Source organism: Marinobacter gelidimuriae, assembly GCF_000372805.1.
GTDB classification, from domain to species: domain Bacteria; phylum Pseudomonadota; class Gammaproteobacteria; order Pseudomonadales; family Oleiphilaceae; genus Marinobacter; species Marinobacter gelidimuriae.
Map to the genome: position 1 here is coordinate 63,570 of NZ_KB889919.1, position 14,213 is coordinate 77,782.

15 protein-coding genes are annotated in these 14,213 nt (G+C 57.0%); 13 read left to right on the forward strand and 2 right to left on the reverse strand.

Annotated features, from left to right (window positions below):
- Nucleotides 1-150 precede the first annotated feature (150 nt).
- Entirely contained in the window at nt 151-1,812 is a 1,662-nt protein-coding gene (gene ettA, locus A3OI_RS0115280) for an energy-dependent translational throttle protein EttA (RefSeq protein WP_018405123.1), read from the reverse strand.
- A gap of 344 nt (nt 1,813-2,156) precedes the next feature.
- Here ettA and glyA point away from each other — a divergent pair, with 344 nt between their 5' ends.
- From glyA to A3OI_RS0115325, 9 genes are all read left to right on the forward strand, one after another.
- Nucleotides 2,157-3,410, forward strand: a complete 1,254-nt coding sequence (gene glyA, locus A3OI_RS0115285) for a serine hydroxymethyltransferase (RefSeq protein ID WP_007350395.1) — start codon at nt 2,157-2,159, stop codon at nt 3,408-3,410.
- Nucleotides 3,411-3,479: 69 nt separating this feature from the next.
- Nucleotides 3,480-3,995, forward strand: a complete 516-nt coding sequence (gene nrdR, locus A3OI_RS0115290; RefSeq protein WP_018405124.1) for a transcriptional regulator NrdR — start codon at nt 3,480-3,482, stop codon at nt 3,993-3,995.
- A complete protein-coding gene (ribD, locus tag A3OI_RS0115295; RefSeq protein ID WP_018405125.1) occupies nt 3,992-5,107 on the forward strand; it encodes a bifunctional diaminohydroxyphosphoribosylaminopyrimidine deaminase/5-amino-6-(5-phosphoribosylamino)uracil reductase RibD in 1,116 nt (371 codons plus the stop codon). Before nrdR ends, ribD begins: the two co-directional genes overlap by 4 nt.
- Before the next feature lie 52 nt (nt 5,108-5,159).
- Nucleotides 5,160-6,275, forward strand: a complete 1,116-nt coding sequence (gene ribBA, locus A3OI_RS0115300; RefSeq protein ID WP_018405126.1) for a bifunctional 3,4-dihydroxy-2-butanone-4-phosphate synthase/GTP cyclohydrolase II — start codon at nt 5,160-5,162, stop codon at nt 6,273-6,275.
- Nucleotides 6,276-6,319: 44 nt separating this feature from the next.
- Nucleotides 6,320-6,796 (forward strand): 6,7-dimethyl-8-ribityllumazine synthase, encoded by a 477-nt coding sequence (gene ribH / locus A3OI_RS0115305; protein ID WP_018405127.1) that lies wholly within the window; start codon nt 6,320-6,322, stop codon nt 6,794-6,796.
- On the forward strand, nt 6,796-7,308 hold the full coding sequence (gene nusB, locus A3OI_RS0115310; RefSeq protein WP_018405128.1) for a transcription antitermination factor NusB: 513 nt from the start codon (nt 6,796-6,798) through the stop codon (nt 7,306-7,308). Before ribH ends, nusB begins: the two co-directional genes overlap by 1 nt.
- Nucleotides 7,309-7,316: 8 nt before the next feature.
- Nucleotides 7,317-8,282 carry a thiamine-phosphate kinase gene (gene thiL, locus A3OI_RS0115315; RefSeq protein WP_018405129.1) on the forward strand — a complete coding sequence of 322 codons (966 nt, stop codon included), beginning with the start codon at nt 7,317-7,319 and terminating at the stop codon, nt 8,280-8,282.
- A gap of 56 nt (nt 8,283-8,338) precedes the next feature.
- On the forward strand, nt 8,339-8,869 hold the full coding sequence (locus tag A3OI_RS0115320; RefSeq protein ID WP_018405130.1) for a phosphatidylglycerophosphatase A family protein: 531 nt from the start codon (nt 8,339-8,341) through the stop codon (nt 8,867-8,869).
- Between the two features lie 143 nt (nt 8,870-9,012).
- Nucleotides 9,013-9,675 (forward strand): DUF2057 family protein, encoded by a 663-nt coding sequence (locus A3OI_RS0115325; protein WP_018405131.1) that lies wholly within the window; start codon nt 9,013-9,015, stop codon nt 9,673-9,675.
- A gap of 100 nt (nt 9,676-9,775) precedes the next feature.
- Here the strand turns inward: A3OI_RS0115325 and A3OI_RS0115330 are convergent, their stop codons facing one another.
- Nucleotides 9,776-10,744: a polyprenyl synthetase family protein gene (locus A3OI_RS0115330; RefSeq protein ID WP_018405132.1), complete on the reverse strand. Its 969-nt coding sequence runs from the start codon at nt 10,742-10,744 to the stop codon at nt 9,776-9,778.
- A 255-nt stretch (nt 10,745-10,999) separates the two neighbouring features.
- On the opposite strand from A3OI_RS0115330, the gene rplU reads away from it, so the two are divergent.
- The 4 genes from rplU (at nt 11,000) to proB (ending at nt 14,138) form a co-directional block, all read left to right on the forward strand.
- Nucleotides 11,000-11,311, forward strand: coding sequence for a 50S ribosomal protein L21 (gene rplU / locus A3OI_RS0115335; RefSeq protein WP_014870018.1), 312 nt, complete (start codon nt 11,000-11,002; stop codon nt 11,309-11,311).
- A 45-nt stretch (nt 11,312-11,356) separates the two neighbouring features.
- Nucleotides 11,357-11,617, forward strand: a complete 261-nt coding sequence (rpmA, locus tag A3OI_RS0115340) for a 50S ribosomal protein L27 (RefSeq protein WP_018405133.1) — start codon at nt 11,357-11,359, stop codon at nt 11,615-11,617.
- Between the two features lie 169 nt (nt 11,618-11,786).
- Complete coding sequence (gene cgtA, locus A3OI_RS0115345; protein ID WP_018405134.1) at nt 11,787-12,980, forward strand: Obg family GTPase CgtA; 1,194 nt, start codon at nt 11,787-11,789, stop codon at nt 12,978-12,980.
- A 30-nt stretch (nt 12,981-13,010) separates the two neighbouring features.
- Complete coding sequence (proB, locus tag A3OI_RS0115350) at nt 13,011-14,138, forward strand: glutamate 5-kinase (RefSeq protein ID WP_018405135.1); 1,128 nt, start codon at nt 13,011-13,013, stop codon at nt 14,136-14,138.
- Nucleotides 14,139-14,213 lie beyond the last annotated feature (75 nt).

The following is a 14,213-nucleotide window of genomic DNA, read 5'->3' on the forward strand; positions in this document are numbered from 1 at the left end:
CCGCGCAAACATACTGGTGAAAGTGCAAGACCGGGGACGGATTTCAAATCCGTCCCCGGTCCGGTCCCCGGTTGTTGCCTAAGAAGTGCGAAGTGCAGTGGCAAGAGCAGTGGCAAGAGCAGATCTGGCAGGCTCCCAAAGCTGACTAGATCACGCTAACTTCTTGTACTTCATGCGTTGTGGCACCATGGCAGAATCGCCTTTGCGTTTCTTGTGGTCTTCGTCGTAGTCGCTGAAGTTGCCTTCGTAATAAATCACTTCGCCGTCGTCTTCAAACGCCAGTATATGGGTAGCCACCCGGTCCAGGAACCAGCGGTCGTGAGAGATCACCAAAGCCGAGCCCGGGAAGTTCAGCAAGGCTTCCTCAAGGGCACGCAGGGTTTCCACGTCCAGATCGTTGGTTGGTTCGTCCAGCAGCAGGACGTTGCCGCCTTCTTTTAACAGGCTGGCCAGGTGCAGGCGATTGCGCTCGCCACCGGACAAGTCGCCCACCCGCTTTTGCTGGTCGGCGCCTTTGAAGTTAAAACGGCCGGCATAGGCCCGCGACGGCGTTTCGTAGTTGCCTATCTTGATAGTGTCCTGGCCTTCGCTGAGCAGCTCCCAAACGGTTTTGCTGCCGTCCAGGTCGCGATTCTGGTCAACATAAGCCAGCTTTACGGTCTCGCCGACGGTAATGCTGCCTGCATCGGGCTGGTCTTTGCCGACGATCATGCGGAACAGGGTCGATTTACCCGCGCCGTTACCGCCGATGATGCCCACGATGGCGCCCTGTGGTACCCGTAGAGACACGTTTTCATACAGCAGGTGATCGCCAAACGCTTTGCTAATGCCGTCTACTTCAATCACCTTGTCGCCTAGGCGGGGCCCGGGTGGGATGTACAGTTCGTTGGTTTCGTTACGCTTCTGGAATTCCTGCGAGCTCATTTCCTCAAAGCGCGCCAGGCGGGCCTTACTCTTGGACTGGCGGCCTTTGGCGTTACTGCGCACCCATTCCAGCTCGTGTTTCACGGCTTTTTGATGTGAGGCTTCTTGCTTGGACTCCATCTGCAGGCGATTCTGTTTGTTTTCCAGCCATTGACTGTAATTGCCTTCAAACGGAATGCCGTGGCCGCGATCCAGCTCCAGAATCCAGCCGGCAACGTTATCCAGGAAGTAACGGTCGTGAGTGATGGCTACAACGGTGCCTTCGTAGTCGTGCAAAAAGCGCTCCAGCCAGGCAACCGATTCGGCATCCAGATGGTTAGTGGGCTCGTCCAGCAGGAGCATGTCCGGGCCCGACAGCAGCAGGCGGCACAGAGCAACGCGGCGGCGTTCACCACCGGACAGGTTTTTTACCATCTGGTCCCAGGCCGGCAGGCGAAGGGCATCGGCGGCGACTTCCATTTTGCGTTCAATGTCGTGGCCGTCGGTGGCCTGAATCACAGCCTCCAGTTTTTCCTGCTTTTTGGCCAGGGCGTCAAAGTCGGCATCCGGTTCGGCATAAGCGGCGTACACTTGGTCAAGTTCTGCTAACGCGTTGTGAACCTCGGCTACGGCTTCGTCGACAATTTCCTTAACGGTTTTGCTGTCGTCCAGCTTTGGCTCCTGGGGCAGGTAGCCCACATTGATGCCGGGCTGAGGGCGGGCTTCGCCCGAATAATCCTGATCAATGCCGGCCATGATGCGCAGCAGAGTGGATTTACCAGACCCGTTCAAGCCGAGCACGCCAATTTTGGCGCCCGGGAAAAAGCTCAGGGAAATGTCCTTGAGTATCTCGCGTTTGGGCGGAACCACTTTGCCAACGCGGTTCATTGTGTATACGTACTGGGCCATAAGAGTGGAATCCTCCGGGGTTTCAAATGTGTGGAATTAACCGCAGTAAGGTAGCGAAATGGCCCCGCTATAGCAATTGCAGCAGATTTCACTGTACCTGGGGACAGATTTCAAATCTGTCCCCTATCTGTGAAACCTGCTGCCTGGGGACAGATTTGAAATCTGTCCCCCGCTTCAAATCTGTCCCCCGCTTCAAATCTGCCCTCGGTTTGAGCAGTGCGGAATTATGTGTTGGCCTGCGTCAACAGTCGCTGGCGGTTTAAAGGGTGATTTTACCCCCGGCAATGAGCTAGAATAGTAAGCCAAATTTTACGGTCAGCCAAGCACACAGAGGCAGCGCATCCATGTTTAATCGTGATATGAAAATCGCCGGTTTTGACGACGAGCTCTGGAACGCCATGCAGGCGGAGAGCCATCGCCAGGAAGCTCATATCGAGCTGATTGCGTCGGAAAACTACACCAGCCCGCGGGTGATGGAAGCGCAGGGCAGTGATTTGACCAACAAGTACGCGGAAGGTTATCCCGGCAAGCGTTATTACGGCGGTTGTGAGTTTGTAGACATTGCCGAGCAGCTGGCTATTGATCGCGCCAAAGAATTGTTCGGAGCGGCCTACGCCAACGTGCAGCCGCACTCTGGTTCACAGGCCAACTCGGCGGTGTTTCTAGCTCTGCTGAATGCGGGCGATACGGTACTGGGCATGAGCCTGGCCCACGGTGGCCACCTGACCCACGGCGCCAGCGTGAATTTCTCCGGCAAAATCTACAACGCTGTTCAATATGGTATCGACACCGACACCGGCCTGATCAATTACGACGACGTGGAAGCGTTGGCGGTGGAGCACAAGCCGAAGATGATCATTGCCGGCTTCTCTGCTTATTCGCAGTATCTTGATTTCGCCCGTTTCCGCGAGATTGCCGATAAAGTGGGTGCCTACCTGTTTGTCGACATGGCTCACGTAGCCGGCCTGGTGGCAGCGGGTGTTTATCCTGACCCGGTCCCCCACGCCCACGTGCTGACCACCACCACCCACAAAACCCTGCGCGGCCCCCGCGGCGGGCTGATTCTGGCCTGTGACGACGAAGCGCTGCACAAGAAGCTGAACTCCGCGGTATTCCCCGGTGGCCAGGGTGGCCCGCTGATGCACGTGATCGCGGCTAAGGCAATCTGCTTCAAAGAAGCCATGAGTCCCGAGTTCAAGACGTATCAGCAGCAAGTGGTTAAAAACGCCGCGGCCATGGCCGAAGTGTTTGTTGATCGCGGTTTTGACGTGGTGTCCGGCGGCACCAAAAACCATCTGTTCCTGTTAAGCCTGATCAAACAGGACATCACCGGTAAAGACGCCGATGCAGCACTGGGCCGGGCTCATATTACCGTGAACAAAAACGCGGTACCGAACGACCCGCGCTCGCCTTTTGTTACGTCGGGTCTGCGCATTGGTACGCCGGCTATTACCACTCGTGGTTTTGCCGAAGCGGAATGTCGCGAACTTTCCGGCTGGATTTGTGACATTCTTGCCGACCTGAACGACGAAGCCGTGATTGACCGTGTGCGCGGGCAGGTTGAAGCCATGTGCGCCCGCTTTCCGGTATACGCGTAAGTTGCCAGTTGTTACTCCAGGCCAGGCCCTTTTGGGCTGGGCCTGGGGTTCTCTCCAGAGTATCTGATTATGCATTGTCCATTCTGTGGTGAAGACGATACCAAAGTGATTGACTCGCGCCTGGTGGCAGAGGGAAACCAGGTGCGTCGCCGCAGGGAATGTTTGTCGTGCCGCGAACGGGTCACTACCTTTGAAACTGCCGAGCTGGTTATGCCGCGGGTCGTGAAACAGGACGGCACACGCCAGCCTTTTGACGAAGAAAAGCTGCGTTCCGGGTTGATGAAAGCGCTGGAAAAACGCCCGGTCAGTATCGAGCAAATAGATACCGCGCTAAGCCACATCAAGGCGCAGCTGCGTGCCACCGGCGAGCGCGAAGTAAAGTCTATGCGTTTGGGTGAAGAGGTGATGACTGAGCTGCGCCAGCTAGACAAAGTAGCCTATGTGCGATTTGCTTCGGTGTATCGCAGCTTTCAGGATGTGAACGAATTCAAGGAAGAAATCGAGCGTCTTACCGCCGGCAATGGTGATTCGGTGGTAGACGTAGCTAAGGCGCTGGCGGATTCGGGCGCGGAAAAAAAGTCATGATCACCACTCGCGACCGGGCCTTTATGGCCCGTGCTGTTCAGTTGGCCTGGCGTGGCCGTTATTCCACTCACCCGAACCCCCGTGTGGGCTGCGTGATTGCCCGAGGGGATCGCATTCTGGGTGAAAGCTGGCACGAACGCGCCGGCGAAGCCCACGCCGAAGTGCGTGCGTTGAGCCAGGCCGGTACTGCCGCCCGCGGCTCTACGGCGTATGTCACACTGGAACCCTGCAGTCATTTCGGGCGCACACCGCCCTGCGCCAAAGCGCTGATAGAAGCCGGCGTGGCACGGGTTTTTGCTGCTACGCTGGACCCAAACCCCAATGTGTCCGGGCGTGGTCTGGAGATGCTCAGGGCTGCCGGTATTCGCGTTCACGTGGGTTTGTTGGCAGGCGAGGCCGCTAAGTTAAACCCGGGCTGTATGAAGCGCATGACCAGCGGGCGCCCTTGGGTACGGCTGAAAATGGCCGCTAGCCTGGACGGCCGCACGGCTATGGCGTCGGGCGAGAGCCAATGGATCACCGGGCCGGAGTCGCGCAGCGATGTTCAGCGCCTGCGCGCCATGAGCGACGCCATTTTGACCGGAGTGGGTACGGTGCTGGCGGATGATCCGTCATTAACCGTGCGGCGCGCAGAAATGGGCGATATTGGCAGCGCTACCGAGCCTGCGCGGCAACCACTACGGGTAATTGCCGACCGCGATACCCGCACGCCGGCATCCGCTAAAATCTTCCGCGGCGGTAAAGTACAGGTCTTTTGTGCCACCTCCTCGCTGGCGACCAGCGCGGCTCAGGATCTGGCTGCGTTAGGTATACGCCTGCGCGGCGTGGCCTGGCACGACAAGGGCGTAAACGTGGCTGAAATGTTGGACACGCTGGGCGATATAGGCATTAATGAAGTGCTGGTCGAGGCCGGACCAACTCTGGCAGGCAGCTTTATCAGTGAGAATCTGGTGGATGAACTCTGGCTCTATCAGGCTCCGGTATTCCTTGGCAGTACCGGGCGGCCAACGGCCAATTTACCGCTGGAATCCATGGCAGACAAAATACAATGGCAGGTGCTTGACCGGCGTCAGCTAGGCGCCGACCAGAGGCTGATTCTGGCGCGTCGCTAACTATCAATTCACGGTGGCTCCGGGCAGGAGCGCTGCAAGGGTGCAACCGCGTATGGCACTGAATACGATCGAAGATATTGTTGAAGATGTTCGTCAGGGCAAAATGGTTATTTTGATGGACGACGAGGATCGCGAGAACGAGGGTGATCTGGTCATGGCGGCCGAGCATTGCGAAGCCGAGCACATCAACTTTATGGCCCGTTTTGGTCGTGGGTTGATCTGTATGCCGATGACCCTCGATCGCTGTAAGCAGCTGGGGCTGTCGCTGATGGTTAACCAGAATGCTTCTGGTTTTGGTACTAAGTTCACCGCGTCTATTGAAGCGGCGGAGGGTGTTACCACCGGAATTTCCGCTGCCGACCGTGCCCGTACGGTGCAGGCCGCTGTCGGCCGCGATGCCCAGGCATCAGACCTGGTGCAGCCGGGCCATATTTTTCCGCTGATGTCAGACGCCGGCGGCGTGCTCAGCCGCGCTGGCCACACTGAAGCATCTTGCGATCTGGCTGCGTTGGCGGGTTGTGAGCCGGCGGGCGTCATCTGTGAAATCATGAAAGACGATGGCTCTATGGCGCGGCGCGAAGATCTCGAAGCCTTTGCCGCCGAGCACGACCTGAAAATAGGCACCATCGCAGACCTGATTCACTATCGCACCACCAATGAACGCACGGTTGAATGCACAGAGCAAAACGAGCTGGATACCGAATACGGCCTGTTTAAGCTGCACACCTACCGTGACAGCATCCATGGCACAACGCATCTGGCCTTGACCATGGGGGATATTTCCCCGGAGCAGTCGGTGCATGTGCGGGTGCATATTACCGATACCCTGCGCGACTTGCTGGGAGCCCGCCGCCGCGATTCCCGCAGTTGGCCGTTGCATCGGGCGCTGCAAAAGGTGGCTGCTGAGGGGCTCGGTGTTGTGGTTTTGCTCAACGGCGCTGAAGACAGTTACAACCTGGAAGACCGTATTCAGGAATTCTATGAACATGGCCGTAGCGGTGCCGGCAAAGACAGCTCTGGCGTGTACTTTACGGTAGGCACTGGTTCGCAAATTCTGCGTGATATTGGTGTGGGCAAAATGCGCCTGTTAAGCCCGCCGATGAAATTCTCCGCCATTTCCGGCTTTGATCTGGAAGTGGTTGAGTACGTGCCTTATATCCCCGAATGATCAATCCGCTGCCGTATGCTGCGGCAGCCTGACAGGAGCCACCGATGGCGGAAATTCAAGTAATTGAAGGCGATTTTATCCACTGCAGCGGCCGTTATGCTCTGGTTGTGGGGCGGTTTAACGGTTTTGTGGTAGAGAGCCTGGTGGACGGTGCCCTGGATACCCTGACCCGCCACGGTATCGCGGATGAAGACATTGTTGTGATTCGTGTACCGGGTGCTTACGAAATGCCGTTGGCGGTCAAGCGCGTGGCAGAAACGGGTAATTACGACGCCATTATCGCCCTCGGCGCTGTTATTCGTGGTGGCACGCCGCACTTTGAGTATGTTGCTGGCGAAGCTGCCAGTGGTTTGGGTGCTGTCAGTCTGGAAACCGATATTCCGGTAGCCTTTGGTGTTTTGACTGTAGATTCCATCGAACAGGCTATTGAACGTTCAGGCACCAAGGCTGGTAATAAAGGCGCAGAAGCGGCCATCACAGCGCTTGAAATGGTCAGCCTGTTCAAGAAGCTGGGTGAGTAATGAGCCTACCTGAAGACACTATTCCCGGTGCAATCCCCGGTTCAACCCCCGAGCCAACCTCAAGCCCGGGAAAACCTGCCCAGCCCAAAGCCGGTGATCGCCGCCGCGCCCGCGGAATGGCGATGCAGGGGTTATACCAGCGCCATTTCAGCAAAAGCACGATTTATAACATTGAAGCCGAGTTCATGGTCGATAACGACATGAGCAAAGTGGACCTGCTGTATTTTCGTGACCTGCTGCACGGCACCAGCCGCGAGCAGGCCGAACTGGACCGCTTGATCGAGCCGTTTCTGGATCGCCCGCTGCAGGAAGTAGATCCGGTAGAGCTGGCCATTGTGCGCCTGGGTGCCTATGAGCTGAAATTCCGCCTGGATGTGCCCTACAAAGTCGTCATCAATGAAGGTATTGAAATGGCGAAACGCTTTGGCGGCACTGAGGGCCACCGGTTTGTAAACAGTATCCTCGACAAACTAAGCCGCCGGTTGCGGCTGGCTGAAATCCGCCCGCGCTAGTGACAGCCATGGGCGAGTTTGAGCTGATTCGCCGCTACTTTGCGCCAATGGCGAAGGCGGCCAAGCTGGCCTCAGACGGCTCCGGTTTGTTGCTTGGAGTGGGTGACGATTGCGCCATTCAGCGTGTGCCTGCCAATCATGACCTGGTGTTTTCAGTGGACACGCTGGTTGAAGGCGTGCACTTTCCGGTTGGTTATTGTTCGCGCTTTTTGGGTTGGCGCGCGCTCGCCGTTGCGGTGAGCGATCTGGCCGCTATGGGCGCACAGCCGGTGTGCTTCACACTGGCTCTGACCTTGCCTGCTGCTGATGAAGCCTGGTTGGAAGGCTTTGCCGCCGGGCTGGCTCAGGCCAGCCAACAGTTTGGCATTGCGCTGGCCGGTGGTGATACGACTCGGGGGCCCCTGACGCTGAGCTTGCAAGTGCAGGGCACCGTTCCCCAGGGCCAGGCTCTGCGTCGCGACGGCGCACGTGAGGGAGACCTGGTGTGCGTTAGCGGCCAGCTGGGTGATGCCGGTGCGGCGCTGGATTTTTTGTACGACCCGGTTCCCGCAACGGACGCAGCCAGTGTGCTGCAACGCTACCATTCCCCGCAGCCACGGCTGGAACTGGGTATTGCGCTGCGTTCGGTGGCTTCAGCAGCGGTTGATATCTCTGATGGGTTGCATGCCGATTTGCTGCATATTTTGCGAGCCTCTGGCGTGGGTGCAACCATCGATCTTGCAGCACTACCGCTGTCGGCAGCCCTGCGGCGGATCAAGGGTGACGCAGCGGCAGGGTTCGCATTGCAGTCCGGCGACGATTACGAACTCTGCGTAACCGTTCCCGAACAGCGCTGGGCCGCCGCCAGCCGCGGGTTGCAACAGCAACTGACGGTGATCGGGCAGGTGCAGCAGGAACCAGGCTTGCGGCTAAATGCAGACGCAGGTATGGTTTATTTACGACGTCCAGGCTTCGACCACTTTTCGATCACTTAGCAGCGGGCGGCTGACATTCTTCATACCATACTGCGCCATACTTCATCAGGGCCCCGATGAGCCAGAACGACTTTTCAACAGAACCGGAGCTACCGGAAGCTTTATTGCCTCCCGGGTTTTTGCGCGATCCTGTCCACCTTCTTGCGTTTGGCTTTGGCAGCGGCGCAATGCCCCGTGCACCCGGAACCTGGGGCAGCCTGGCGGCCATTCCTATCTGGTATACGTTTTCCTGGCTACCCCAGCCCATATACTGGGCCATTGTGGCTCTGGCATTTATTGTGGGTGTGTGGCTGTGCGGAAAAACCGCCCGCGATCTGAAAGTGCACGATCACGGCGGTATTGTCTGGGACGAGTTTGTGGGCATGTGGATTGCCCTCGGGCTGTTTCCGGAGCACCTCGTTGGCGTATTACTTGCGTTCGTCATGTTCCGTTTGTTTGATATTATAAAACCCTGGCCCATCAACTGGCTGGACGAGCGTCTGCCTGGGGGTTTCGGTATTATGGTGGATGACGTAGTGGCTGCCATCATGGCTCTGGTTTGCCTTTACCTGATTGATCTGTGGCTTATGCCGCAGGTTTTTTCCTGACAACGGCATAATTTTTGTGAAACTGGCGCCTGTGGCGCTTGCCCTGTTCACGACTGCTGGTCAGAATGCGTAGAATAAATGCTGGCTGTAGCCGGTACAGTTGATTTTGCACCTTTTCTTTATTGTTGCATCAAGGAGATCCAATGAATCATTGCCGTCTGTCTGGCTCGTTTTCTGTTTTCAGGTTGCTGCTTCCTGCCGTTATGCTGGTATTTCTTGCTGGCTGTTCCAGTTCCATGACCCGGGTAGAAACCTGGCAAGGCAACCCGGCCCAGGCCGCGAATGCGGCGACGTTGAAAGCACCGGGAGAAATTCGGGTAACCGAGGTTAACGGGCGCTCCGTAGGTAACTTCCTGATGAACGATCTGGCGCTCGACTACGCTCTGTTGCCCGGCCAGAACGATGTGGTGTTCGTTTACAAAACCATCTGGGCAAAGACCACCGTCGTGGATAATGGCGAGTCCAAGGTTGATATTGTTGAAAGCAAGCCGCAGCTGGCCAGCTTCGACGCCAAAGCCGGCACCGTCTACGAGTTCCGCTTTAACAAGCCGACAACGCGTAGAGAAGCCGAGCGTGAGATGAAAGATTTTTCAGCGGAGATTGTAAGCAGTGCTGGCCAGGTAGCGACCGTATCAACGAAATACGTGCCAAGCCAGGCACTGGCCAGAACACCTATTCCGGGAACAGCAGGCGTTCAAGCGACATCAGCTGCAGCGCAAGGCAATGCTCTGGACACTCTAAAGGCCGTTTGGGCAACCGCCTCAGACGAAGAGAAGAAAAACTTCCTGCGTTGGGCTTTCGAATAACGCTCACGTTTTGGAAAGGCTGCGTGCCACAAAAAACCTGCATCGTTGCGATGCAGGTTTTTTTGTGGGTAAAGGGTTCTGATTGCCGGGTGGCTGCTGTTCAGCTGATGCGGGCAACCGCAATGTCGGCCAGCAGGTGGAGCGCGTCGAGGTGTTCGCTAGCGGGTAGACTTTGCAAGCAGTCCTTGGCCTGCTGCGCCTGATCTTTGGCTTTGGCTATGGCGTAATCCAGCGCGCCGGTGGTGTTTATAATCGCCAGCACCGGTTGTAGATCGTCTAGCCCGCCCTTGCGGACCGCGCGGCGAATCAGCTGTTTTTCGTCATCGTTGCTGTTGGCTATGGCATAAATTAGCGGTAATGTGGTTTTGCCTTCGGCCAGATCGTCACCCACGTTTTTACCCATGGTTTCGGCGTCACCGCGATAGTCCAGTACGTCGTCCACCAGTTGAAATGCCAGCCCCAGGTGCTTTCCATAATTCTTCAGTGCTTCTTCCTGGACGTGGCTTGCGCCGGCTAGCAAGGCGCCGGAGTGCGACGAGGCCTCGAACAGCATCGCCGTTTTGTTATGAATCACCTGCATGTACTGGTTTTCGGTCAAATTCGGATTCTTGACATTCATCAGCTGCATCATTTCGCCTTCGGCAATCACCGCGGTTGCGTGTGATAACACCTTCATGATTGGCAGGCTTTCCAGCTCGACCATCATTTCAAAGGCGCGGGCGTATAGAAAGTCGCCCACCAGCACACTGGGTGCGTTGCCCCACTTGGCGTTGGCAGTGCTGCGCCCCCGACGCATGTCGGAGGTGTCCACCACATCGTCATGGAGCAGGGTGGCGGTGTGCAAAAATTCGATAACAGCGGCCAGTTTCAGGTGATGGTCTTCGTTGTAGCCGGCAGCGCGGCTTGCGAGCAGGACCAGCAGCGGTCGTAAGCGCTTGCCGCCGCTTTCAATAATGTACTGCGCAATTTTTTCGACCATCGGAACATCGGATGACAAGCGCTGGATAATCAGTTCGTTAACGCGGCTGAAGTCGTCTGCCACGGTGTCGTAGATGCGTTGGGCTGTCATCGAAGGGTTCCGGTGTTTGGCGGTGTCGTTGCTGTCGATAAAACAGGCGGGTCGCGGCAATGCTAGGTAACAAGGCGAAGAGTGTCAACGTAACTCGGTCAAGAGTGTCAACACAGCTTGTATTGCGTGGCGGCTTTTCGTACAATCACGCGCCCAACTCATCCCAACCTGCGCTCCCTGCTATAGGGTCGCCAAAGCGCTTCCCTTAGAACCAGGTGGATAAGAGCAGGGATGGGTCAATCGCGGAGAGCAGACATGTACGCAGTTATTGTTAGCGGTGGCAAACAGCACCGTGTAAAGGAAGGCGAAACTCTGAAGCTGGAGAAGCTGGAAGTAGAAACCGGTAGTAACATTGAGTTCGACCGTGTTTTGCTGATCGCCAACGGCGACGATGTTAAAGTAGGCGCGCCGGTTGTTGAAGGCGCCAAAGTGACTGCGGAAGTCGTCAGCCACGGTCGTCACGACAAGATCCAGATCATCAAGTTTCGTCGCCGGAAGCATTCTATGAAGCGTCAGGGCCACCGTCAGTGGTTTACTGAAGTAAAGATCACGGGTATCCAGGGCTAGTCCAGGTAAAAAGCCGGTGAACACCCATTAATTAGGAGGCTTATCATGGCTCATAAAAAAGCAGCAGGTAGTACCCGTAACGGTCGTGATTCCGAGTCGAAACGACTTGGTGTGAAGCGCTACGGCGGCGAAAGCGTATCCGCAGGCAGCATCATTGTCCGTCAGCGTGGCACCCGTTTTCACCCAGGCACCAACGTTGGGCTGGGCAAGGATCACACCTTGTTCGCCAAAGCCGAAGGCCAGGTGAGGTTTGAAGTAAAAGGCCCTAAGAACCGCAAATATGTAAGCATCGTTTCAGCTGCATAAGTCGTGGTCTCCGAAAGCCCCGCACTGCTTCATTGAGGCTGCGGGGTTTTTTGGTTTGTAGGGTTTCGCTTTCAGTGCACCGTTATCAGCAAGAGCTTCAGCCAACATCGTAAAGATCAGTCAGCATCGTAAAGAACAGCAGCCAATACCATAAAGAGCATCAGCCAATATGAAATTTGTAGACGAAGCCACCATCATTGTGGAAGCAGGTACAGGCGGCCACGGTTGCCTGAGTTTCCGCCGTGAAAAATACGTGCCTCGGGGCGGGCCTGACGGTGGCGATGGCGGCGATGGCGGTTCTGTGTATCTGGAAGCCAACGATGCCCTGAATACTCTTATTGACTACCGCTTTCAGCGCCAGCACAGAGCCCATAACGGCGAACAGGGTTCCGGTCGCAATTGCACCGGCACCAAAGGCGAAGATCTGGTGCTGCCGGTGCCGGTAGGTACGACCATAGTGGACATGGACACCCACGAAGTTCTGGGTGACCTGACTGGCATAGGTCAGCGCCAGAAAGTCGCTCAGGGTGGTTTTCACGGCCTGGGCAACACCCGCTTCAAGTCCTCTATTAACCGTGCGCCACGGCAGACTTCGAAAGGCTCTGAGGGTGAAACCCGGAATCTGCGGCTAGAGCTGAAAGTACTGGCCGATGTGGGCCTGTTGGGCATGCCCAATGCCGGTAAGTCGACCTTTATTCGCTCTGTATCTGCGGCGACGCCAAAAGTGGCGGACTATCCGTTTACCACCCTGGTGCCAAACCTGGGCGTGGTCAGAGTGCAGAATCACCAGAGTTTTGTGATTGCCGATATTCCCGGCCTGATTGAAGGCGCAGCCGAAGGTGCCGGTCTGGGCATCCGTTTTCTGAAGCACCTGGTGCGTACCCGCCTGCTACTTCACCTGGTAGACGTGGCCCCCTACGACGGTTCATCGCCGGCCTATGCGGTAAAAGCCATCGCCCACGAGCTTGAAAAGTTCAGCGAAACACTGGCTAATCGCGATCGCTGGCTGGTGCTGAATAAAGTTGACATGATGCCGGAAGACGAGCGCGAGGCCCGCTGCCAGGCCATCGTTGATGAGCTGGAATGGAAAGGTCCGGTGTTCAGTATCTCTGCCCTGAGCGGCGAAGGTACCAAGCCCCTGACTCAAGCCGTTATGCGCTGGATTGAGGAGCGTGCGGCAGAAGAGGCTGAAAACCCCGAAGCTGCCGAGCAGGAAGCAGCTCGCCGTCGCCAGATGGACGAAGAGGCCCGCGCCCGCATCACCGAAGAAAAGATGGCTCGCCGCGCGGCCCGCGAAGAAGACAACGATGACGACTTCGACGACGATGATGGTGACGTAGAAGTAGTTTACGCGCCGGAGTAGGTGGCACCTGTAAGAGACCGTATTCAAATCATGACTGAACGCGCCCAGCTGCAACAGGCCCGCCGCCTGGTGGTGAAAATCGGAAGTGCTCTGCTAACCAACGACGGTGAAGGCCTGGACGTGCCTGCTCTGGGCCGCTGGGTAGACCAGATGGCGGCGCTGATGCAGGCCGGTGTCGAGCTGGTGGTGGTGTCATCCGGCGCTGTTGCCGAGGGCATGAGCCGTTTAGGCTGGACTCGCCGGCCGCAGCAGGCGCATGAATTGCAGGCAGCCGCGGCCGTAGGGCAGATGGGATTGGTACAAACCTGGGAGGCACAGTTCAAGCGCCACGGCATACACACCGCCCAGATTCTTCTGACCCACGACGACCTGTCTGATCGCAAGCGTTATCTGAATGGCCGCAGCACCCTGCGGGCGTTATTGGAGCTGGGCGTAGTGCCGATCGTGAACGAGAACGACACGGTGGTGACCGATGAAATCCGTTTTGGTGACAACGACACCCTGGGTGCGCTGGTGGCCAACGTGGTCGAAGCTGACGGCCTGATTATTCTCACCGACCAGCTGGGTCTGTTTGATAAAGACCCGCGCAAACACAGCGACGCAACATTGGTGAACGAGTGCTTCGCCAGTAACCGCGACCTGGATGTCATGGCCGGCAGTAGCGCCGGCGCGCTGGGCCGCGGGGGCATGCAGACTAAGCTTCGTGCGGCGCGGCTAGCAGCACGCTCAGGAGCCTTCACGGTGATTGTGGGTGGGCGCATCGACAATGTTCTGGGCCGGTTGCGCGAACGCGAAGCGTTGGGTACGCTTTTATTGCCGGAGCAGGGCCGTGTAGCGGCTCGCAAACAGTGGCTGGCCAGTCACCTGCAAACCCGGGGTGCTTTAGTGATTGATGATGGCGCGGCGCGGGTGTTGCGACAGGGTGGTCGCAGCTTGCTGCCTGTAGGCGTTACCCGTATCAGTGGTGAATTCCGCCGCGGCGAGATGGTGGCGTGTCTGGATGAGCAGGGTAAAGAAGTGGCTCGTGGCCTGGTGAATTACGACGCCGCTGCTGCACGTTTGATTGCTGGCCAGTCCAGTGATCGCATCATGGAATTGCTGGGCTTTATGACCGGTGAAGAGCTGATTCACCGCGACAACATGGTGATCGCCTCTTAGATGATGATAGTTTCTTAGCGTTATTCCTTGCGGTTTCTGCAGACATAAAAAAACCGGCCAACTGGCCGGTTTTTC

What these genes read in the sequence shown, in the direction of transcription:
- ribH (WP_018405127.1), top strand. Translation starts at nt 6,320, where the DNA reads ATGGCGGAAATTCAAGTAATTGAAGGCGATTTTATCCACTGCAGCGGC.
- A3OI_RS0115330 (WP_018405132.1), bottom strand. Translation starts at nt 10,744, where the DNA reads ATGACAGCCCAACGCATCTACGACACCGTGGCAGACGACTTCAGCCGC.
- nusB (WP_018405128.1), top strand. Translation starts at nt 6,796, where the DNA reads ATGAGCCTACCTGAAGACACTATTCCCGGTGCAATCCCCGGTTCAACC.
- ribBA (WP_018405126.1), top strand. Translation starts at nt 5,160, where the DNA reads ATGGCACTGAATACGATCGAAGATATTGTTGAAGATGTTCGTCAGGGC.
- glyA (WP_007350395.1), top strand. Translation starts at nt 2,157, where the DNA reads ATGTTTAATCGTGATATGAAAATCGCCGGTTTTGACGACGAGCTCTGG.
- ettA (WP_018405123.1), bottom strand. Translation starts at nt 1,812, where the DNA reads ATGGCCCAGTACGTATACACAATGAACCGCGTTGGCAAAGTGGTTCCG.
- A3OI_RS0115325 (WP_018405131.1), top strand. Translation starts at nt 9,013, where the DNA reads ATGAATCATTGCCGTCTGTCTGGCTCGTTTTCTGTTTTCAGGTTGCTG.
- rpmA (WP_018405133.1), top strand. Translation starts at nt 11,357, where the DNA reads ATGGCTCATAAAAAAGCAGCAGGTAGTACCCGTAACGGTCGTGATTCC.
- proB (WP_018405135.1), top strand. Translation starts at nt 13,011, where the DNA reads ATGACTGAACGCGCCCAGCTGCAACAGGCCCGCCGCCTGGTGGTGAAA.
- nrdR (WP_018405124.1), top strand. Translation starts at nt 3,480, where the DNA reads ATGCATTGTCCATTCTGTGGTGAAGACGATACCAAAGTGATTGACTCG.
- thiL (WP_018405129.1), top strand. Translation starts at nt 7,317, where the DNA reads ATGGGCGAGTTTGAGCTGATTCGCCGCTACTTTGCGCCAATGGCGAAG.
- ribD (WP_018405125.1), top strand. Translation starts at nt 3,992, where the DNA reads ATGATCACCACTCGCGACCGGGCCTTTATGGCCCGTGCTGTTCAGTTG.
- cgtA (WP_018405134.1), top strand. Translation starts at nt 11,787, where the DNA reads ATGAAATTTGTAGACGAAGCCACCATCATTGTGGAAGCAGGTACAGGC.
- A3OI_RS0115320 (WP_018405130.1), top strand. Translation starts at nt 8,339, where the DNA reads ATGAGCCAGAACGACTTTTCAACAGAACCGGAGCTACCGGAAGCTTTA.
- rplU (WP_014870018.1), top strand. Translation starts at nt 11,000, where the DNA reads ATGTACGCAGTTATTGTTAGCGGTGGCAAACAGCACCGTGTAAAGGAA.